This window comes from Pseudomonas sp. HS6-2, from assembly GCF_049325675.2.
Lineage (GTDB): Bacteria > Pseudomonadota > Gammaproteobacteria > Pseudomonadales > Pseudomonadaceae > Aquipseudomonas > Aquipseudomonas putida_N.
This window is the reverse complement of record NZ_CM143906.1, coordinates 6118665-6139368: the sequence shown is the minus strand read 5'-3', so window position 1 is coordinate 6139368 and position 20704 is coordinate 6118665. Positions and strand designations below refer to the sequence as shown.

The window sequence follows — 20704 nt, the reverse complement described above, 5'->3', positions numbered from 1 at the left end:
TTCAGTCGCTTGGCGACGAGCGGTCGACAGCGCGGCGGGCGAGTCGCTATGCTGCTCGCGCGCTATTTGCAGCACACGAATGCTCATCTTCTGTTGTTGCGGCGTAGTCTTTCTGGTATAAAGCAGCGCTCTTTTCTAGGGGCTCGGCCTGTCGCATCAGCGGATCCGGTCGATAAGACCTCCAGAATCACGGCGCCTGGCGCCAAAGACTGAGAGATTAAGCGGCCAACCCATGCCGGGTTGGGCATGTGGTTTTAGAGGGCTGAGTCATGTCGAGAGTCTGTCAAGTTACTGGTAAGGGTCCAGTAACCGGGAACAACATTTCCCACGCAAACAACAAAACCCGTCGTCGTTTCCTGCCGAACCTGCAGCACCACCGTTTCTGGGTTGAATCCGAGAAGCGTTTCGTGCGTCTGCGCGTATCCGCCAAAGGCATGCGTATCATCGACAAGCGCGGCATCGACGCCGTTCTGGTTGATATCCGTAAAGCTGGCGCCAAGGTTTAAGGGAGAACATCATGCGTGAATTGATCCGTCTGGTTTCGAGTGCCGGTACCGGCCACTTCTACACCACCGACAAGAACAAGCGCACCACCCCGGACAAAATCGAGATCAAGAAATACGATCCGGTTGTTCGCAAGCACGTGGTGTACAAGGAAGCCAAGATCAAGTAATTGATCGGCGACCTGAAAAAAACCCGCATCCGAAAGGACGCGGGTTTTTTTATGCCTGCGGCAAGATCAATTGAAGCTGAAGCCCTGGATCAGCTGGTTGGCATCGGTGCGGATGTGAATCCGGTTGATGTCGTATTCTTTTGTACTCATTTCGTTAGGCCCTACGACGCGAGGGCGGCCAGTGATTTCGGTGATGGTGCTTTTCACCGACGGCTCGTAGGGCGTACCGACCAGGTGGGAGAGAGCTTGCAACACTTCGTCGTTGTTCATGATGAGCTTCCTTTTGCGTGAGAATGGCCCGATGCGGGCGGGATCATCCTCACGCAGCCGATGAAGGCGTCGGCGCTACATAATTACTTCTGCTCGAACATCACATAGATCTTGCGGCAAGGCTCCAGCACTTCCCAGGTGCCCTTGAAGCCTGCCGGGATGACAAACCGATCACCGGCACGCAGGGTCTTGGCCCCGCCATCCTGGTCGCGCAGCACCGACACACCCTGCACGATCTCGCAATATTCATGCTCGGTGTAGCTCACCGTCCATTGCCCCACCTCACCTTCCCAGACACCTGCGGCAAACTGCCCGCATGGGCTGGAATAGTGGTTGTAGACAGCCTGGTCCGGCTCGCCCTTGAGAATTTTTTCCGCCGCAGGGCGGTAGCGTTCGGCCTCGGTGAGAACCTGGGCGAAGTCGATGATGCTGTCGATGCTCATGGTGCGGCTCCTGTTGTTGTTTAATAAAATGCACATCAGTAGGCTTTTAGGCTGTTCGTGTCAAATATATTGATACTTTACCCCGCCTGGTTTAGGGTATCGCTTGCCCGTGTGCGCTCGTCGCCCGGCCAGCATTCTGACAACGCCAGTGAGTCCTCAGTGCGGCGTTGCACCTAAACAAGAGGAGGAGTTTCGTATGACCACCCTGACTCGTGCGGACTGGGAACAACGTGCCCAGCAACTGAAGATCGAAGGCCGCGCCTTCATCAACGGCGAATACACCGACGCCGCATCCGGTGAAACATTCGACTGCCTGAGCCCGGTCGACGGACGCTTCCTGGCCAAGGTTGCCAGCTGCGACCTGGCCGACGCCAACCGCGCCGTGGAAAATGCACGCGCCACTTTCAATTCCGGCGTCTGGTCGCAACTGGCCCCAGCCAAGCGCAAGGCCAAGCTGATCCGCTTTGCCGACCTGCTGCGCAAGAACGTCGAAGAGCTGGCGCTGCTGGAAACCCTGGACATGGGCAAGCCGATCGGCGACTCCTCCAGCATCGACGTGCCGGGCGCGGCGCAAGCCATTCACTGGACCGCCGAAGCCATCGACAAAGTCTACGACGAAGTCGCCCCTACGCCACACGACCAGCTTGGCCTGGTGACCCGTGAGCCGGTGGGTGTGGTCGGTGCCATCGTGCCGTGGAACTTCCCGCTGCTGATGGCCTGCTGGAAAATCGCTCCGGCCCTGGCTACCGGTAACTCGCTGGTGCTCAAGCCGTCCGAAAAATCCCCGCTGACCGCCATCCGCATCGCCCAGCTGGCGATCGAAGCCGGTATCCCGGCTGGCGTGCTGAACGTGCTGCCAGGCTATGGCCACACCGTGGGCAAGGCCCTGGCCCTGCACATGGACGTCGACACCCTGGTGTTCACCGGTTCGACCAAGATCGCCAAGCAGCTGATGGTCTACGCTGGCGAGTCGAACATGAAGCGCATCTGGCTGGAAGCCGGCGGCAAGAGCCCGAACATCGTCTTCGCCGACGCCCCGGACCTGCAAGCCGCCGCTGAAGCTGCGGCCAGCGCCATCGCCTTCAACCAGGGCGAAGTCTGCACCGCTGGTTCCCGTCTGCTGGTCGAGCGTTCGATCAAGGACAAGTTCCTGCCAATGGTGGTCGAGGCCCTCAAAGGCTGGAAGCCAGGCAACCCGCTGGACCCACAGACTACCGTCGGTGCCCTGGTCGACACCCAGCAGATGAACACCGTGCTGTCGTACATCGACGCCGGCCACAAGGACGGCGCCAAGCTGCTGGCCGGCGGCAAGCGCACCCTGGAAGAAACCGGTGGCACCTACGTCGAGCCAACCATCTTCGACGGCGTGACCAACGCCATGAAGATCGCCCAGGAAGAAATCTTCGGCCCAGTGCTGTCGGTGATCGCCTTCGACACCGCCGAAGAAGCCATCGCCATCGCCAACGACACCCCGTATGGCCTGGCCGCTGGCATCTGGACCTCGGACATCTCCAAGGCCCACAAGACCGCCCGTGCCGTGCGCGCTGGCAGCGTCTGGGTCAACCAGTACGACGGCGGCGACATGACCGCGCCGTTCGGTGGCTTCAAGCAGTCGGGCAACGGCCGCGACAAGTCGCTGCATGCACTGGAGAAGTACACCGAGCTGAAGGCGACCTGGATCAAGCTGTAATTCCAGTGGGGGCCGCCTAGCGGCCCCAACAATGGCCGGGGCGGCTCATACCGCCCCGGCTTCGTCGTTTCTGCCATTCAAGAATTCTGCCTGGGAGGCTGCAATGCGTTGGGGAACCTATTTTGCCGTGCTGGCGTCGGTGCTCAGTGTCGGGCTCGCGCTCGGTGTGAGCATGCCGCTGGTGTCTCTGCGCCTTGAGGCTTGGGGCTACGGTGGGTTCGCCATCGGCGTGATGGCGGCCATGCCGGCGCTGGGCGTGCTGCTCGGGGCCAGCTTGGCCAGCCGCCTGGCCGGCTGGGTCGGCGTGCCCTCGGCGATGCGCCTGTGCCTTTGGGGTGGGGCGCTGTCCATTGGCCTGGTGGCGCTGCTCCCAAGCTACCCGTTGTGGCTGGCCCTGCGCCTGCTCATAGGCATGTCGCTGACCGTGGTGTTCATCCTTGGCGAGAGCTGGATCAACCAGTTGGTGGTCGAACAATGGCGCGGTCGCCTGGTGGCGCTGTACGGCAGCAGCTACGCCCTGAGCCAGCTGGCCGGGCCGTTGGTGCTGGGTTTCCTCGGTTCCGGCGATGACTTCGGTTTCTGGGCCGCGACCGGGCTGTTGCTGCTGGCACCCTTGCTGCTGCTCGGGCGTGGTGGCGCACCCAGCACCGAAGCCTGCAGCGTGACCTTCGGCGACCTGTTCGCCTTCTGCCGCCGCTTGCCGGTGATTGCCTGGGCTGTCGCCCTGTTTGCCGCCTTCGAGGCGATGATTCTTACCTTGCTGCCGGTGTATTGCCTGGAGCAGGGCTTCAGCACCGAGGTCGCCCTGTTCATGGTCAGCACCGTGGTGGTGGGCGATGCGGTGCTGCAGTTGCCGATCGGCGCCTTGGCCGACCACATGTCGCGGCAGGCTCTGTTCACCGGCTGTGCGGTGACCTTGATGGTTTCCAGCCTGGCGATTCCGTTGTTGTTGGACACACCCGCGATCTGGCCCCTGTGGGTGCTGTTCGGTGCCAGTGCCGGTGGTTTGTTCACCTTGTCGCTGATATTGATCGGCGAGCGCTATCGCGATGACGCCCTGGTGCGGGCCAATGCTCATGTGGCGCAGCTATGGGGTATCGGTTGCCTGCTCGGGCCGTTGCTGGCCGGCGCGGGGAGCCAGTGGATCAGCGGGCATGCGCTGCTGTGGCTGATGGCTGCGGGGGCAGCCGGCCTGGTGGTGCTGACCCGCAGGCGCGGAGCATTCGAGCCTGCCTCGGCCTGAGCCTAGAGCATTTTCTCCAGGCCAACGGCCTTGCTGATCCAGGCATTGAAGCGTCGCCAGAGGCCGCCTGGTTCTGATGTCAGCATGTGCCGTTGGCCATTGTCCTCAGTGGCCCAGACCAGCTTGTCGCCCACCAGCTTGACCTGGTAACTCAACGCTGGCGCCATACCCTGCTGGGCCAGCTCGCGGGTGTATTCGGCCAGCTCCGGGCTGTCCACCAGCACGCCAACCTCGGTGTTCCACAGCACCGAGCGAGGGTCGAAGTTGAACGAGCCGATAAAGGTCTTGCGGCGGTCGAACACGATGGCCTTGGTGTGCAGGCTCGAGTCCGAGCTGCTGCCATGGAAGCTCAGGCGCGCAGGGGGCGGGGCGCCTGGCTGACGACGCAATTCGAACAGCTGCACGCCGTGCTCGAGCAGCGCGCGGCGATAGGGTGCATAACCGCCGTGTACCGCCGGCACGTCGGTGGCTTCCAGCGAGTTGGTCAGCAACTTGACCGAAGCCCCGGCGTCGGCCCGGCCGGTCAGGTACAGCAAACCCGGCTCACCCGGCACGAAATAGGCCGACATCAAAATCAGCTCGCGTTGCACGTTGGCCAGGTCCGGTGCCAGTTGCTGGCTCATCAGCAGTTGCGGGTCCGGCTCATCATCGGCCAATACCTTGCTCGGCGCATCCCACAGTGCCTGGGCGTGGGCCCAGATCAGTTCGTTGCGCCACGTATCCAGGCGCGGTTGCGTCTGGTAGGACATGAGCCGGTCATACAGCGCCTTGCGCTGTACCCGCGCCTGGGCCAGGGACACTTCCAGACGCTGGCGGCTGGCGCGCAGGTCATCGGCATCCGGGGCATGCCAGAGGAAGTCGGTGATCGGCCGGCTCAGGGCGCTGTTCCAGTACTGGTCGAAGCTGTGCCCCAGTTGTTCGGCCACCGGGCCGACGCCAAGCAGGTCAATGTCGGTGAAGTTGAGGTTGGGTTCGGCATCGAAGTACTCGTCACCCAGGTTGCGCCCGCCGACGATGGCCATGCTGTTGTCTACCAGAAACAACTTGTTATGCATGCGACGGTGCTGGCGCGACAGGTTGAACAGGCGGCCGACTGCACGCGTCACGCCTGTGCTGCGCCCAAGGTGCAACGGATTGAACACACGGATCTCGATGTTCGGGTGGGCATCGAGGGTACCCATGATGGTGTCCAGGCCATCGCTGGTGGTGTCGTCGAGCAGGATGCGCACGCGTACGCCGCGGTCGGCTGCACGCAGCAGTTCGTGCACCAGGGCGCGGGTGCTCAAGCCATCGTGGACGATGTAGTACTGCAGGTCGATGCTCGCCTGGGCGTTGCGAATCAGCTCGGCGCGGGCACGGAAGGCCTCGTTGCTGTTGGGCAGCAGGCGAAAACCCGAACGCCCGTTATAGGACGCGGCCTGGCGCAACACCGAGCGGCCGAATGCCGACTCGCTGGCGGGCAGGGCCTGGCTGGTTTCGTGGGGCGTGCCGATGCTGGCGCAGCCATTGAGGCCGAGCAGCAGCACCAGCAGCAGAGACAAGGCTCGCTGGAGTCTCAAGGGTGAATCGTCCTGTACGGCAAAGCACTAAGGGGTTGGACTACGAAAGGCGGCGCAAAGTTACGCCTCGACGTTGCCTTCAGCCACTAGACGAAGGGCGGTTTCACCAACCTTGCGCACGGCCGCTTCGATCTCCGGTGTTGGCCGCGCGGCGAAATTCATGCGCAGGCAATGCCGGAACTTGCCCGAGGCCGAGAAGATGCTGCCCACGGCGATCTGCACACCCTGCTCCAGTAAAGCGCGGTTCAGGCGTAGCGTGTCGAAATCTTCGGGCAACTCCACCCACAGCATGAAGCCGCCTTGCGGCCGGCTGACCCGGGTACCGGGCGGGAAATAGCGGGTTACCCAGTCGCTCATCAGGTCGCGGCCACGCTGGTACTGGCTGCGCATGCGTCGCACATGGGGCTGGTAGTGGCCAGCGGCGATGAAGTCGGCGATCGCCAGTTGCGGCTGGCTGGCAGTGCTGCCGGTGCTGATGTATTTCATGTGCAGCACCCGCTCCAGGTAGCGGCCGGGGGCGACCCAGCCGATGCGCAGGCCAGGGGCGAGGGTCTTGGAAAACGAACTGCACAGCAGCACACGGCCGTCGTCGTCGAACGACTTGAGGGTGCGCGGGCGCGGGTAGGTGTAGGCCAGGTCGCCATACACGTCGTCTTCAAGGATCGCCACATCGTAGCGCTGGGCCAGGCTCAGCAGGGCTTTCTTGCGGGCTTCGGGCATGATGTAGCCGAGCGGGTTGTTGCAGCTCGGGGTGATCTGGATGAGCTTGATCGGCCATTGCTCGAGCGCCAGTTCCAGGGCTTCGAGGCTGATGCCGGTGACCGGGTCGGTAGGAATTTCCAGGGCCTTCATGCCCAGGCCTTTGAGGGTCTGCATGGCGCCGTGGAAGCTTGGCGAGTCGACCGCGACGATATCGCCCGGCTCGCACACTGCACGGATGCTGCACGACAGCGCCTCATGGCAGCCCGTGGTTACCACCAGGTCGGCCGGCCCCAGGCGGCAGCCGGAGTCGAGCATCAGCCGGGCGATCTGCTCGCGCAGGGCCAGGTTGCCATGGATGTTGTCGTAGTACAGGCCGGGCATGTCCTGGCGCCGGCTCAGTTGGGCGAGGCTGCGCAGCAGCGGCTTGAGGGTCGGGCTGTCGATGTCGGGCATGCCGCGGCCGAGCTGGATCACATCCTGGCGCGGGGTGCTGCGTAACAGTTCCAGTACCTGCTCCCATTGCGAGATATCCACCGGGCGTTGGGCCGGGCGGCTGACCGCGGGCAGGGCAGGGAGGTGGCGGTGGTCGCTGACGAAGTAGCCGGACTTGGGCCGTGGCGAGACCATGCCGCTGTCTTCGAGCATGCGGTAGGCCTGCTGCACGGTACTCAGGCTGACACCGTGCTCCACGCTGAGGGCGCGCACCGATGGCAGGCGTTGGCCGGGGCGGTAGAGGCCCTGTTCGATGCGCGCACCGAGCAGCTCGGCGAGGTTCAGGTAGAGGGTCACGGCATACTCCTACGCTTCTTGTAGGAAGCGACCAGTACAGTTGCGTTGAAAATACAGCATTCAGGCGTCAGACGACCAATTCTGTATGGGAATAATAAGCCAGTATTGGATCTGTATTGCCACACTTGTCGTCGCGCATGCTTTCTCCACGGTTACACACTGAATGGGAGAGAGCAGCGATGGGTGGCATGAGCGATGTGCGCTTGCAACTGTTGGCCAAGGAACTGGACGCCGGGCAGCAGACCAAGGTTTTCAACGCACCGGTAGGGCTCGGGCGTTGGGGGCTGATGCTGCATCGCTGGCACACCCGCCGAGCCCTGCTGCAGCTGGATGATCACCAGCTGCGGGACATCGGCCTGAGCTGGGAGCAGGCACATACCGAGGGGCGCAAACCCTTCTGGAGAGACTAGCAATCCAAGGCCTCAGACCAGCTCTTTGAGCCGATGCCAGAGCATCCCCAGGGCCAGTACTGGCGAGCGCAGGTGCTTGCCGCCGGGGAAGGTGACATGCGGCACCTTGGCGAACAGGTCGAAGCGCCCGCTTTCCTGGCCGCTGATCGCTTCACCCAACAGGCGCGCGGCCAGGTGGGTGGCGTTGAGGCCGTGGCCCGCATAGGCCTGGGCGTAGTAGACGTTAGGCTGGCTGGCCAGGCGGCCGACCTGTGGCAGGCGGTTGGCGCCGATGCCGATCATGCCGCCCCACTGATAATCGATGCGCACATCCGCCAGCTGCGGGAACACCTTGAGCATCTTCGGCCGCATGTAGGCGGCGATGTCCTTCGGGTCGCGCCCGGAATAGTGGCAGGCACCGCCGAACAACAGGCGGCGGTCGGCCGACAGGCGGTAGTAGTCCAGCGCCACACGCTGGTCGCACACGGCCATGTTCTGCGGTAGCAACTGATGGGCGCGTTCTTCGTCCAGCGGCTCGGTGGCAATGATGTAGCTACCGGCGGGCAGCACCTTGCCGCCCAGCTCACGGTTGAGGTCGTTATGGTAGGCATTGCAGCACAGCACCAGGGTCTTGGCGCGCACCCGGCCCTGGGCGGTGTGCACCTGGACTTCAGGGCCGTAGTCGATGCGCGTGACCTCGGACTGCTCGAACAGCTTTGCGCCCAGGTGGCTGGCCACGGCCGCTTCACCCAGGGCCAGGTTGAGCGGGTGCAGGTGGCCCGAACCCATGTCGATCAGGCCGCCGACGTAGCGGTCGGAACCCACCACGCTGTGCATGTCGTCCTTGCCGACCAGGCGCAGTTCGTGGCGGTAGCCCAGGCTGTGCAGTTCATCGGCATCCTCGGCAAAGCCCTTCAGCTCGCTGGGTTTGTTGGCCAGGTCACAGTAGCCCCAAGTCAGGTCGCAGGCGATGGCATGGCGCTCGACCCGTTCGCGAACGATCTGCACGGCTTCCAGGCCCATTAGCCTCAGGCTGCGTACGCCTTCTTCGCCGAGCACCGGGAGAAACTGCTCCAGGCCGTGGCCGACGCCGCGAATCAGCTGGCCGCCATTGCGCCCGCTGGCGCCCCAGCCGAGCTTGCGTGCTTCCAGGAGGATCACCGAGAAGCCGCGCTCGGCCAGTTCGATGGCGGTGTTCAGGCCCGAGTAGCCACCACCGACGATACACACGTCGGCGCTGTGTTCGCCTTGCAGGTAGGAATGGTCCGGGTGGGGCGCGCTGCTGGCGGCGTAGTAGGAGGCGGCGTGCTGCGCGCTGTGAATCATGAGCGAGGTCCTGTGGCGATTTTGGTTGTAGGAGGATAAGCCGTGGCTTGGTAATTGGCCCTATAATTCAAACCGGATTTCACTTTCAATCTTGTACCCAGCCATGTCCTGCAACCGTCACAAGATCCACTTCCTGCGCGAGCTCATTCCTTCGTTCGAATGCGAGCCCGGCTGTCATGACTGCTGCGGCCCGGTGACCACCTCATCGGAGGAGATGGCCCGCCTGCCGCGCAAGACCCAGGCCGAACAGGAGGCCGCGCTGGAGCACCTGAACTGCGTGCACCTGGGCCCCAACGGCTGCACCGTCTATGAAGAACGGCCGATGATCTGCCGCCTGTTCGGCACCACGCCGCGCATGGCCTGCCCGCGTGGCCGAGGCCCGGACCCGATGATCGAGCCCGAAGCCGAACAGCTGGTCCACCAGTTCATCGCCAGCACGCGCCAGGTGCTGGTCTAGCCTCAGTCAGGGATCGGCAGGCAGAGGCTCTCTTTCACCTCTTCCATCACGATGTAGCTCTTCGACTCGCGCACGTGTGGCAGCTTCAGCAGGATGTCGCCGAGCAGCTTGCGGTATGAGGCCATTTCGGAAATGCGCGCTTTCACCAAGTAGTCGAAGTCGCCGGATACCAGATGGCATTCCAGCACATGGGGCAGTTTGAGCACCGCACGGCGGAACTCCTCGAAAGTGTCGCCGGACTTGTAGTCCAGGCTGATTTCCACGAACACCAGCAGGCTGCCCTTGAGGTGCTGCGGATTCAGCCGGGCGTTGTAGCCCATGATGATGCCCTCGCGCTCCAGGCGGCGCACGCGCTCGGTGCAAGGCGTGGTGGAAAGCCCAACTTTCTCGCCCAGTTCGGTGAAGGAAATACGCCCGTCATTCTGCAGAATGCGCAGGATGTTACGGTCGATCTTGTCCAGTTCACGCTTGCTCTGGTGCTGGGTTCTCATAGGGGATGCCCCTCCGTGAAAGGCGATTTTGCCGAGAATTCTCGCCAATAATAGGCTTTTATATAGTGAATTGCACTGGGCTCAGATTCTTATACTGCGCGCATCCATGCCATATCAACAAAATAGCGGTGCGCCGCGCGCGAGGGATGAACGATGCGAGTATTGGTACTAGGTAGCGGTGTGATTGGTACCGCCAGTGCCTATTATCTGGCCCGGCAAGGCTTTGAGGTGACCGTGGTCGACCGCCAGCCGGCAGTGGCCCTGGAAACCAGCTTTGCCAACGCAGGCCAGATCTCGCCCGGCTATGCCTCGCCCTGGGCCGCCCCCGGCGTGCCGCTGAAAGCCATCAAGTGGTTGCTGGAGCGCCACGCGCCCCTGGCCATCAAACTGACCGGTGATGTCGACCAGTACCTGTGGATGGCGCAGATGCTGCGCAACTGCACCGCCAGTCGCTACGCAGTGAACAAAGAGCGCATGGTGCGCCTGTCCGAGTACAGCCGTGACTGCCTCGACGAACTGCGCGCCGAAACCGGTATTGCCTACGAGAACCGGAGCCTGGGTACTACCCAGCTGTTCCGCACCCAAGCCCAGGTTGACGCCGCGGCCAAGGATATCGCCGTGCTCGAACAGTCCGGCGTGCCTTACGAGCTGCTCGACCGTGATGGTATTGCCCGTGTGGAACCGGCCCTGGCCGGGGTGAAGGACATCCTCGCTGGCGCCCTGCGCCTGCCCAACGACCAGACCGGCGACTGCCAGCTGTTCACCACCAAGCTCGCCGAAATGGCGGTGAAGCTGGGTGTGGAGTTCCGCTTCGGCCAGGACATCCAGCGCCTGGACTTCGCCGGTGACCGCATTAATGGTGTGTGGATCGACGGCAAGCTGGAAACCGCCGACCGCTACGTGCTGGCCCTGGGCAGCTACTCACCGCAGATGCTCAAGCCCCTGGGCATCAAGGCCCCGGTGTATCCGCTCAAGGGTTACTCGCTGACCGTGCCGATCACCAATGCCGACATGGCGCCGACCTCGACCATTCTCGACGAGACTTACAAGGTCGCGATCACCCGTTTCGACAACCGCATCCGCGTTGGCGGCATGGCTGAAATCGCCGGTTTTGACCTGTCGCTGAACCCGCGTCGGCGCGAAACGCTGGAGATGATCGTCAACGACCTTTATCCTCGCGGCGGCGACCTGAGCGAGGCCAGTTTCTGGACCGGCCTGCGCCCGGCGACCCCGGACGGTACGCCGATCGTGGGTGCCACCGCGTTCCGCAACCTGTTCCTCAACACCGGCCACGGTACGCTGGGCTGGACCATGGCGTGCGGTTCTGGCCGCTTGCTGGCCGACCTGATTGCGCGCAAGAAGCCGCAGATCAGTGCCGAAGGCCTGGACATCTCCCGGTATGGCAACAGCCCGGAAGTCGCCAAGCACGGTCAGGCCGCGCCTGCCCACCAGCAGTAAGGTCGCCTGTACTGGCCCCTTCGCGGGGCAAGCCCGCTCCTACAGGGCCCGCGTCGCCCTGTGTGAAACCTGTAGGAGCGGGCTTGCCCCGCGAAAGACCCAACACCGTTTTCAACTTGTGAACCACCATAAGGCAGCCGCCATGCGACCCGCCCGCGCCCTGATCGACCTGCAAGCCCTCCGCCACAACTACCGTCTGGCCCGTGAACTGTCCGGTGCCAAGGCCCTCGCCGTGGTCAAGGCTGACGCCTACGGCCACGGTGCCGTGCGTTGCGCCCTGGCCCTGGAGCCCGAAGCCGATGGCTTTGCCGTGGCCTGCATCGAAGAAGCGCTGGAGTTGCGCGCGGCCGGCATCAAGGCCCCGGTATTGCTGCTCGAAGGTTTCTTCGAAGCCAGCGAACTGGCGCTGATCGCCGAGCACGACCTGTGGTGCGTGGTGCATTCGCTGTGGCAGCTCGAAGCCATCGAGCAGACCCAGGTGCACAAGCCGCTGACCATCTGGCTCAAGCTCGACAGCGGCATGCACCGTGTCGGCCTGCACCCCAAGGACTACCACGACGCCTACCAGCGCCTGCTGGCCAGCGGCAAGGTTTCGCGCATCGTGCTGATGAGCCACTTTGCCCGCGCCGACGAGCCGGAGGCCGACGCCACCGAGCAGCAGATCGCCGTGTTCAACGCCGCCCGTGAAGGCCTGGCTGCCGAATGCAGCCTGCGCAACTCGCCCGGTGTGCTGGCCTGGCCGCAGGCCCCGAGCGACTGGGTGCGCCCAGGCATCATGCTGTACGGCGCCAGCCCCTTCGAAGCCGACCAGCCCCAGGCTGCGCGCCTGCAGCCGGTGATGACCCTGCAATCGCGGGTCATCAGTGTGCGCGAGCTGCCTACCGGTGAGCCGGTGGGCTACGGTGCCAAGTTCGTCAGCCCGCGCCCGACCCGCGTTGGCGTGGTCGCCATGGGCTACGCCGACGGTTACCCGCGCCATGCGCCCACCGGCACACCGGTGATGGTTGCCGGCAAGCGCAGCCAGCTGATTGGCCGTGTGTCGATGGACATGCTCTGCATCGACCTCACCGACGTGCCCGAGGCTACCGTCGGCAGCCCGGTCGAGCTGTGGGGCAAGCAGGTGCTGGCCAGTGATGTGGCGATGCAGGCCGGGAGCATTCCCTACCAGATCTTCTGCAACCTGAAACGCGTGCCGCTGGACTATTACGGCGAATAAGGCGCCGAAGCGGACAGCATGAGGGGCGGTGTGTTGTAAATACTGAACGGCATTGCCATGATATCGTTCACATATACCCCGCCATCTCACCGTTTCAGGAGGCTCCAGCTTTGGACGTCGGCGAACGACTGCAAGCCATCCGCAAGCTCAAGGGCCTGTCCCAGCGGGAACTCGCCAAGCGCGCGGGGGTGACCAACAGCACCATCTCGATGATCGAGAAGAACAGCGTCAGCCCCTCGATCAGCTCGCTGCGCAAGGTCCTCAGCGGCATTCCCATGTCGATGGTCGAATTCTTTTCGGTCGAGCTGGAGGCCGAAAGCCCCGCGCAGATTGTCTACAAGGCCCACGAGCTGATCGACATCTCCGACGGTGCGGTGACCATGAAGCTGGTGGGCAAGTCGCACCCCAACCGCGCCATCGCCTTCCTGACCGAGGTTTATCCACCCGGTGCCGATACCGGCGCCGAGATGCTCACCCACGATGGTGAAGAAACCGGCATCCTGCTCGAAGGCAAGCTCGAACTGGTGGTGGGCAACGAGATCTTCATCCTTGAGGCGGGCGACAGCTACTACTTCGAAAGCACCCGTCCGCACCGTTTCCGCAATCCGTTCGACGCGCCAGCGCGGCTGATCAGTGCGGCGACACCGTCGAACTTTTGATCCAGCGCAGTGCATTGCTTCGGCAATACCCCTTTCCTGAGTGGGGTCGTTTCACGGTTTCCGGGTTCCCGCTATACTTTTCAACGCTCGCATTACCGTGGCCGCGGGCGTGATTAGCCACCATGAGGGTGTTCGCGTGAACCAAATCAAGAAGATGCTGGCCGTACCAGCAGCCGTATTCGCCCTTTGGGCAATGAGCGCAACCGCAGCGACCAACGACGAGCTCGCCAAACGCCTTGAGCCGGTGGGCCAGGTGTGTGTGCAGGGCCAGGAATGCAAGGGTATGGAAGTGGCAGCCGCAGCAGGCGGTGGCGGAGCCAAGACCCCGGATGACGTGATTGCCAAGCATTGCAACGCCTGCCACGGTACCGGCTTGCTGGGGGCGCCGAAGATTGGCGACGGGGCAGCGTGGAAGAAGCGCGCTGACGAGCAGGGTGGCGTGGACGGGCTGTTGGCCAAGGCCATTACCGGCCTGAACGCCATGCCGCCGAAGGGCACCTGCGCGGACTGCTCGGACGATGACCTGAAAGGGGCCATCAAGAAGATGTCCGGGCTCTGAGCCATAGATGAATTGCACAAGGCCCGCCTTCTTTGGCGGGCTTTGTATTTGTGTAGTCTGTGCCGGCCCTTTCGCGGGGCAACCAACCCACTAGCGCCATGTCCAACCCCTGACCCCATGGATGATTCAGGAGGCCACGATGCACCTTTGCTCCATCGACCAGGCCGTCGAGCAGGTCCTCTCCCGCTTGCCAGCCCATATACACATGGGCCTGCCGTTGGGCCTGGGCAAGCCCAACGCCTTCGTCAACGCGCTGTACGCCCGCGTGCGCGAATTGCCGGAGCGGAGCCTGACAATCTACACGGCGTTATCCCTGGGCCGGCCACCCTTGGGCGACGGCCTGCAAAGGCGCTTCCTCGAGCCCTTCATCGAGCGCGTGTTCGCCGACTACGAAGAACTCACCTACCTCGCCGACTTGCGCAACGACTGTCTGCCGCCGAACATCCGTGTCGAGCAGTTCTTCATGCAACCCGGCAGCCTGCTGCACAGCGAAACTGCCCAGCAGGATTACATCAGCAGCAACTACAGCCATGCCGCTCGCGACATCAACGCCAAGGGCCTGAACCTGGTCGCCCAGTTGGTCGCCGCCACGCCGGAGAAGCCTGTCCACCTGAGCCTGGCCTGCAACCCCGACATCACCCTCGACCTGCAGCCGATGATCGCCAAGCGGCGGGCGGCAGGTGAAACCATCCTCATGCTCGGGCAGGTGCATACCGAACTGCCCTACATGCCGGGCGATGCCGAACTGCCGATCGACGCGTTCGACCTGTTGATCGACGAAGCGGAGCAGCGCCGGCTGTTCTCTACCCCGAACATGCCGGTTACCACCCAGGACCACTGCATCGGTTTGCACGCAAGTTCGCTGGTGCGCGACGGCGGCACCCTGCAGATTGGCATCGGCGCCATGGGGGATGCGCTGGCGGCCGCGTTGCTGGCGCGCCAGGGTGACAACGAAGGGTATCGCGCCTTGCTCGGCGAACTGGATGTCGGCGCGTGGCAAGCGCTGATCGAGCGGGAAGGGGGGCTGGATGCCTTTGCTCAGGGCCTGTACGGGTGCAGTGAAATGTTCGTCAACGGCCTGCTGGCGCTGGCCGAGGCCGGTGTGGTGCGGCGCCCGGCGGACGAACAGGGCGTTCTGGTGCACGGTGGGTTCTTCCTCGGCCCGCAGGCGTTCTACCAGCGTCTACGCGAGATGCCTCTGGAGCAGCGTGCCCGGTTCGCCATGACCCGCATCAGCTTCATCAACGAACTGTACGGCCAGGAAGACTTCAAGCGCCGCCAGCGCCGCCATGCGCGCTTCGTCAACACGGTGTTCGGCATGACCCTGCTCGGCGCCGGGGTGGCCGACCAGCTGGAGGACGGGCGCGTACTCAGCGGGGTCGGCGGGCAATACAACTTCGTTGCCCAAGGCCATGCGCTGGAAGGAGGGCGCTCGATCCTGCTGCTGCGCAGCTGGCGCGAATCGGGCGGTGAAGTGACGTCCAACCTCTTCTGGCAATACGGCCACTGCACCATTCCCCGGCACCTGCGCGATATCGTGGTGACCGAGTACGGCATTGCCGATTTGCGTGGGCAGACCGACAGCGAGGTGATTGCACGGTTGCTGGCGGTGAGTGATTCGCGCTTTCAGGGCGAGTTGATGGAGCAGGCCAAGCGTGCCGGCAAGCTGGCCAGGGACTTTCAGCTGGATGCGCGGTTTACTGACAATACGCCTGAGCGGCTGGAAGCGATCAAGGCGCGGCATGCGCGACTGTTCCCCGAGTATCCGCTGGGCACGGATTTCACGGCAGAAGAACGCGATCTGTTGCGGGCGCTGAACTGGTTGAAGAGCAAGTTCAAGCTGAGCGAAGTGTTGGAGCTGGGCAAGGCAGCACTGGAGGCGCCGGGGCCGGAAGGGTATGAGGCGCACCTGGCGCGGATGCAGCTGGATCGGCCGCAGGGGTTGAAAGAGGAGCTGTACCAGCGGTTGCTGCTGGCGGGGTTGGCGGCAGCGCGTTAGATCGGTGCTGGGGCATTCGCGGGCGGTCCGACGCCTCGGCAAGCCCGCTTCTACAGGGGAACGCGATCTCCTGTAGGAGCGGGCTTGCCGAGGCGTCGGACCGCCCGCGAAGCAGGCGACGCGGTTACTCGATGAAGCTGACCACACCACCTTCCAGCGACTTCACCCGGGCCAGCGATTCAACGCGGTAGCCCTGGCTGTCCAGCTCGGCACGGCCGCCCTGGAACGACTTCTCGATGACGATGCCCAGGCCGGCAACGGTGGCACCGGCCTGCTTGATGATCGAGATCAGCGCCTGCGACGCCTTGCCGTTGGCCAGGAAGTCGTCGATCACCAGCACGCGGTCGCTGCTGTTGAGATGGCGCGGCGAGATGGCCACGGTGTTCTCGGTCTGCTTGGTGAAGGAGTACACCGAGGCGGTCAGCAGGTTCTCGGTCAGGGTCAGCGACTGGTGCTTGCGCGCGAAAATCACCGGTACGCCCAGCTTCAGGCCGGTCATCACCGCCGGGGCGATGCCCGAGGCTTCGATGGTGACGATCTTGGTCACGCCAGCATCGGCGAACAGGCGGGCGAACTCGTCACCGATCAGCTGCATCAGCGCCGGGTCGATCTGGTGGTTGAGAAACGCGTCGACTTTGAGAACCTGGTCGGAAAGCACGATGCCTTCTTCGCGAATCTTCTGATGCAGTGCTTCCACTGTGGTATTCCTCGATGTAACAAAGGTGGCCGCTGAAAGCGGCAGATTTAAAGAATAAGGGTTGATCAGCGTTTGAGCATCGCCCGGATATCGGCCAGGGCGTTGTTGCCGCGAGCGGCCTTCACCTCGACCGGCGCGTCGTCCAGGCCTTCCCAGGCCAGGTCGTCCGGTGGCAATTCATCGAGGAACCGGCTCGGCGTGCAGTCGATGATCTCACCGTACTGCTTGCGCTTGGCGGCGAAGGTGAAGGCCAGGGTCTGGCGCGCGCGGGTGATGCCCACGTAGGCCAGGCGGCGTTCCTCTTCGATGGTGTCGGCCTCGATGCTGGAGCGGTGGGGGAGGATTTCCTCCTCCATGCCCATGATGAACACGTAAGGGAATTCCAGGCCCTTGGAGGCGTGCAGGGTCATCATCTGCACACCTTCGGCGTTTTCTTCCTCTTCCTGCTGGCGCTCGAGCATGTCGCGCAGCACCAGCTTGCCGATGGCGTCCTCGATGGTCATGTCACCCTCTTCGTCCTTCTCGAGGGTGTTCTTCAGCGCTTCGACCAGGAACCAGACGTTGCTGATGCGAAACTCCGCAGCCTTGTCGCTGGCGGTCTGCTGGCGAATCCAGTTCTCGTAGTCGATGTCGCGGATCATCTCGTGCAGCGCGGCAATCGGGTCTTCCAGGGCGACCTTGTGGCGTACGCCGTCGAGCCAGTGCTTGAAGCGCTGCAGGCGCTCGGTGTAGCGGGCGTCCAGGTGCTCACCCAGGCCCAGCTCCTCGCTGGCGGCGTACATCGAGATGCCGCGCTCGGTGGAATAATTGCCGAGCTTTTCCAGGGTGGTCGAGCCGATTTCCCGGCGCGGTACGTTGATCACCCGCAGGTAGGCGTTGTCGTCGTCCGGGTTCACCAACAGGCGCAGGTAGGCCATGAGGTCCTTGACCTCCTGGCGGCCGAAGAAGCTGTTGCCGCCCGACAGGCGATACGGCACCTGGTGGTGCTGCAGCTTCAGTTCGATCAGCTTGGCCTGGTAGTTGCCGCGGTAGAGGATGGCGAAGTCGCTGTACGGGCGGTTGGTGCGCAGGTGCAAGGTGAGGATTTCCATGGCCACGCGTTCGGCCTCGGCTTCCTCGTTCTTGCAGCGGATCACGCGGATCTCGTCGCCCACACCCATCTCGCTCCACAGCTGCTTTTCGAATGCATGCGGGTTGTTCGCAATAAGCACGTTGGCGCAGCGCAGGATGCGGCTGGTGGAGCGGTAGTTCTGTTCGAGCATGACGATCTTCAGGGAGGGGTAGTCCTCCTTGAGCAGCATCAGGTTCTCTGGGCGTGCGCCACGCCAGGCGTAGATCGACTGGTCGTCATCGCCCACCACGGTGAACTGGTTACGCATGCCGATCAGCATCTTCACCAGCAGGTACTGGCTGGCGTTGGTGTCCTGGTATTCGTCCACCAGCAGGTAGCGCACGCGGTTCTGCCAGCGTTCGAGCACGTCGGGGTGCTCTTGGAACAGCTTGACCGGCAGCAGGATCAGGTCGTCGAAGTCCACCGCGTTGAACGCCTTGAGCGTGCGCTGGTAGTGGGTGTAGACGATGGCGGCGGTCTGCTCGCGCGGGTTGCGCGCCTTTTCCAGGGCTTCGGCGGGCAGGATCAGGTCGTTTTTCCAGGCACCGATCATGTTCTTGATCTCGTCGATGCCGTCGTCGCCGGAGTACTCCTTCTGCATGATGTCCGACAGCAGCGCCTTGATGTCGGACTCATCGAAGATCGAGAAGCCCGGCTTGTAGCCCAGGCGCCCGTGCTCCTTGCGGATGATGTTCAGGCCCAGATTGTGGAAGGTACACACCGTCAGGCCCCGGCCTTCCCCCGGACGCAGCAGGGTGGCGACCCGCTCCTTCATCTCGCGGGCGGCCTTGTTGGTGAAGGTCATCGCCACGATGTACTGGGCACGGATGCCGCAGTTCTGGATGAGGTGGGCAATCTTGCGCGTGATCACGCTGGTCTTGCCCGAGCCAGCACCGGCGAGCACCAATAGAGGGCCGCCGACGTAGTCACGGGCTTCCTGTTGCCGGGGATTGAGTCGGGACATGCTAGAAACCGGGGGTCGCCAGAAAATAGCCGCGCATTCTAACAGGCATGGGCCACTTGTGGCGCGACCGTCTGACGTTTGAGTCAGACTTTTGTTCGGGGGGAAGCATTAGTGAAACTAATGCTATTCACCGGAAAAATCGTAATTGCTGGTTTGCCGACTTTCGCGCAGGATGCACGTCAAAATGCGACGGGAGGCACTGTAGGCAAAGGATATGTCTAAAAGTGAAAATCATTTTCATTTATGCAGTGGCATGTCCGATATCCAACGCTACACCTTACGAGTCTTAAGGAGCCCGCTTGTCCACGCCTGTCGAACCTTTGCGTTTGCTGCTGTTGGCTGATGAGCCGGAATGGGCCGCCTTGTTACGCGAATGCCTGCTGCCGCTGGACGGTAGCGCAGTACTGCTGACCGCGCCGAACTGGGCGGCAGTCGATACCCTTTTCAGCGCAGATCGCCAGGCGGTGGTGCTGGCCACGCCGGCGTTGCAGCCCGCCCCCGGGCGCTGCGAGCTGCCGACCATCCTGTTGCTGGACCATGAACCAGACACTTCCCCAACGGGCGTGAGTGACTGGCTGGTACGCGACCATCTCAATGTCGATGCCCTGCGCCGCTCATTGCGCCATGTACGCGAGCGCGGTGTGCTGGTGGCCACCTTGCAGCGCCTGGCCGAGCAGGACCCACTGACCGGCATTGCCAACCGCCAGGGCTTCCAGGCCCTGCTGACCACGCGCCTGGCCGAGAACGAAGGCCGAGGCGTGGCCCTCGGCCACCTGGACCTGGACAACTTTCGCCATGTCAACGACGCCCTGGGCCATCAGTGCGGCGACCGCCTGATCTTGCAGGTGGTGGCGCGCCTCAAGCAGCAGCTGGAGGCCGGTGACCAGCTGGCGCGCCTGGGCAGCGACGAATTCGCCTTGCTGATCGACACGCGGCGCGATGCCAACCGCGCCGAATGGATCGCCGAACGCATCGTCGAGGCGCTGGCCGAACCTTACTGGATCGACGGCGAAAGCCTGCTGCTGGGTTGCAGCCTGGGCCTGGCCCACGCTCGTGCCCAGGGCGGGCCCGACCCGCTGATGTGGCACGCGCACATCGCCATGCGCCAGGCCAAGGGCAGCCAGGGCTGCACCTTCCACGTGTTCAACGAACGCATCAACCGCAATGCGCGCAGCCTGGCCGACCTGGAAAGCGAACTGCGCCGAGCCTTGCGCCGCGACGAACTGGAGCTGCATTACCAGCCGCGGCTGAACCTTCCCGATGGGCGCATCGTCGGCCTCGAGGCCCTGGTGCGCTGGCGCCATGCCGAGCGCGGCTTGCTGCCGCCCAGCGAGTTCGTGCCACTGGCCGAGCAAAGCGGGCTGATCGTGCCACTGGGTTACTGGGTGATTTCCCGTGCCCTGCGCGACATGCAGGCGCTGCGCGAGCGCGGTCTGGAGCCACTGCACATGGCGGTGAACCTGAGCTTCCGCCAGTTCCAGGACAGCCAGTTGCTGGCCACCCTGAGCCGGTTGATCATCGAACACGGCGTTGATGCCCGTTGGCTGGAGTTCGAACTGACCGAAACGGCGGTGATGCGCCGCAATGAGCTGGTGCGCCAGACCATGGACGCCCTCGGGCGGCTGGGGGTGCGCTTCTCGCTGGACGACTTCGGTACCGGCTTCTCGTCGTTCGTGCACCTGAACAGCCTGCCGATCACCTTGCTCAAGGTCGACCGCAGTTTCGTTGCCGAGATGGAGATGCGCGAGGAGAACCGCAAGCTGGTGCACGCCATGATCAACCTGGCGCACAACCTCAACCTGGAAGTGGTGGCCGAGGGTGTGGAAAGCCCGGAACAGATGGCCTTGCTGCGCGGGTTCGGCTGTGACCAGGTACAAGGGTTCCTGGTCAGCAAGCCGCTACCGGTGGGGGAGTTGATCGATTATCTGCAGCAGGCGTCCGACCGCCCCCTCGTAGCCGCCCTCTAGGGCCTCTTCGCGGGACAAGCCCGCTCCTACAGGATCGCGCGG

At 63.4% G+C, this 20704-nt stretch carries 20 protein-coding genes; 12 read left to right on the top strand and 8 right to left on the bottom strand.

Annotated features, from left to right (window positions below; translation table 11 throughout):
• Positions 1–269: 269 nt before the first annotated feature.
• Both rpmB and rpmG read left to right on the top strand, forming a co-directional pair.
• On the top strand, positions 270–506 hold the full coding sequence (gene rpmB / locus ACOKS3_RS28755; protein ID WP_003253504.1) for a 50S ribosomal protein L28: 237 nt from the start codon (positions 270–272) through the stop codon (positions 504–506).
• Between the two features lie 11 nt (positions 507–517).
• Positions 518–673: a 50S ribosomal protein L33 gene (gene rpmG, locus ACOKS3_RS28750; RefSeq protein WP_003253507.1), complete on the top strand. Its 156-nt coding sequence runs from the start codon at positions 518–520 to the stop codon at positions 671–673.
• Between the two features lie 66 nt (positions 674–739).
• On the opposite strand, the gene ACOKS3_RS28745 is transcribed toward rpmG, so the two are convergent.
• Positions 740–943, bottom strand: coding sequence for a hypothetical protein (locus ACOKS3_RS28745; protein ID WP_103448483.1), 204 nt, complete (start codon positions 941–943; stop codon positions 740–742).
• Between the two features lie 83 nt (positions 944–1026).
• Positions 1027–1386: a cupin domain-containing protein gene (locus tag ACOKS3_RS28740; protein ID WP_159412763.1), complete on the bottom strand. Its 360-nt coding sequence runs from the start codon at positions 1384–1386 to the stop codon at positions 1027–1029.
• Between the two features lie 196 nt (positions 1387–1582).
• On the opposite strand from ACOKS3_RS28740, the gene ACOKS3_RS28735 reads away from it, so the two are divergent.
• Both ACOKS3_RS28735 and ACOKS3_RS28730 read left to right on the top strand, forming a co-directional pair.
• Positions 1583–3076 carry an aldehyde dehydrogenase gene (locus tag ACOKS3_RS28735; protein WP_103448485.1) on the top strand — a complete coding sequence of 498 codons (1494 nt, stop codon included), beginning with the start codon at positions 1583–1585 and terminating at the stop codon, positions 3074–3076.
• Between the two features lie 103 nt (positions 3077–3179).
• Positions 3180–4319 (top strand): MFS transporter, encoded by a 1140-nt coding sequence (locus ACOKS3_RS28730; RefSeq protein ID WP_103448486.1) that lies wholly within the window; start codon positions 3180–3182, stop codon positions 4317–4319.
• A gap of 2 nt (positions 4320–4321) precedes the next feature.
• Here the strand turns inward: ACOKS3_RS28730 and ACOKS3_RS28725 are convergent, their stop codons facing one another.
• A complete protein-coding gene (locus tag ACOKS3_RS28725) occupies positions 4322–5878 on the bottom strand; it encodes a phospholipase D family protein (RefSeq protein ID WP_103448487.1) in 1557 nt (518 codons plus the stop codon).
• A 60-nt stretch (positions 5879–5938) separates the two neighbouring features.
• Positions 5939–7369: an aminotransferase-like domain-containing protein gene (locus ACOKS3_RS28720; RefSeq protein ID WP_103448488.1), complete on the bottom strand. Its 1431-nt coding sequence runs from the start codon at positions 7367–7369 to the stop codon at positions 5939–5941.
• A 179-nt stretch (positions 7370–7548) separates the two neighbouring features.
• Here ACOKS3_RS28720 and ACOKS3_RS28715 point away from each other — a divergent pair, with 179 nt between their 5' ends.
• Complete coding sequence (locus ACOKS3_RS28715; RefSeq protein WP_103448489.1) at positions 7549–7779, top strand: DUF1127 domain-containing protein; 231 nt, start codon at positions 7549–7551, stop codon at positions 7777–7779.
• A 12-nt stretch (positions 7780–7791) separates the two neighbouring features.
• Here the strand turns inward: ACOKS3_RS28715 and ACOKS3_RS28710 are convergent, their stop codons facing one another.
• Positions 7792–9084, bottom strand: coding sequence for an NAD(P)/FAD-dependent oxidoreductase (locus ACOKS3_RS28710; protein WP_422763573.1), 1293 nt, complete (start codon positions 9082–9084; stop codon positions 7792–7794).
• A 103-nt stretch (positions 9085–9187) separates the two neighbouring features.
• Here ACOKS3_RS28710 and ACOKS3_RS28705 point away from each other — a divergent pair, with 103 nt between their 5' ends.
• Complete coding sequence (locus tag ACOKS3_RS28705; RefSeq protein ID WP_103448491.1) at positions 9188–9541, top strand: YkgJ family cysteine cluster protein; 354 nt, start codon at positions 9188–9190, stop codon at positions 9539–9541.
• 2 nt (positions 9542–9543) lie between these two features.
• On the opposite strand, the gene dadR is transcribed toward ACOKS3_RS28705, so the two are convergent.
• Positions 9544–10032: a transcriptional regulator DadR gene (gene dadR / locus ACOKS3_RS28700; protein ID WP_003258963.1), complete on the bottom strand. Its 489-nt coding sequence runs from the start codon at positions 10030–10032 to the stop codon at positions 9544–9546.
• 153 nt (positions 10033–10185) lie between these two features.
• Between dadR and dadA the strand changes: the two genes are divergently transcribed.
• The 5 genes from dadA (at position 10186) to ACOKS3_RS28675 (ending at position 15923) form a co-directional block, all read left to right on the top strand.
• A complete protein-coding gene (gene dadA, locus ACOKS3_RS28695) occupies positions 10186–11490 on the top strand; it encodes a D-amino acid dehydrogenase (RefSeq protein ID WP_103448492.1) in 1305 nt (434 codons plus the stop codon).
• Between the two features lie 142 nt (positions 11491–11632).
• A complete protein-coding gene (gene alr, locus ACOKS3_RS28690; protein ID WP_103448493.1) occupies positions 11633–12706 on the top strand; it encodes an alanine racemase in 1074 nt (357 codons plus the stop codon).
• Between the two features lie 110 nt (positions 12707–12816).
• Positions 12817–13365, top strand: coding sequence for a cupin domain-containing protein (locus ACOKS3_RS28685; protein WP_027917004.1), 549 nt, complete (start codon positions 12817–12819; stop codon positions 13363–13365).
• Between the two features lie 136 nt (positions 13366–13501).
• On the top strand, positions 13502–13924 hold the full coding sequence (locus ACOKS3_RS28680; RefSeq protein ID WP_027917003.1) for a c-type cytochrome: 423 nt from the start codon (positions 13502–13504) through the stop codon (positions 13922–13924).
• A gap of 139 nt (positions 13925–14063) precedes the next feature.
• On the top strand, positions 14064–15923 hold the full coding sequence (locus ACOKS3_RS28675) for an acetyl-CoA hydrolase/transferase C-terminal domain-containing protein (RefSeq protein ID WP_103448494.1): 1860 nt from the start codon (positions 14064–14066) through the stop codon (positions 15921–15923).
• 124 nt (positions 15924–16047) lie between these two features.
• Here the strand turns inward: ACOKS3_RS28675 and ACOKS3_RS28670 are convergent, their stop codons facing one another.
• A complete protein-coding gene (locus ACOKS3_RS28670; RefSeq protein ID WP_003253535.1) occupies positions 16048–16620 on the bottom strand; it encodes a xanthine phosphoribosyltransferase in 573 nt (190 codons plus the stop codon).
• Positions 16621–16685: 65 nt separating this feature from the next.
• The gene (gene rep, locus ACOKS3_RS28665; RefSeq protein WP_103448495.1) at positions 16686–18695 is read right to left on the bottom strand and encodes a DNA helicase Rep; all 2010 of its coding nucleotides are present in this window, start codon (positions 18693–18695) and stop codon (positions 16686–16688) included.
• Positions 18696–18994: 299 nt separating this feature from the next.
• On the opposite strand from rep, the gene ACOKS3_RS28660 reads away from it, so the two are divergent.
• A complete protein-coding gene (locus ACOKS3_RS28660) occupies positions 18995–20662 on the top strand; it encodes a putative bifunctional diguanylate cyclase/phosphodiesterase (RefSeq protein WP_103448496.1) in 1668 nt (555 codons plus the stop codon).
• Positions 20663–20704: the final 42 nt, after the last annotated feature.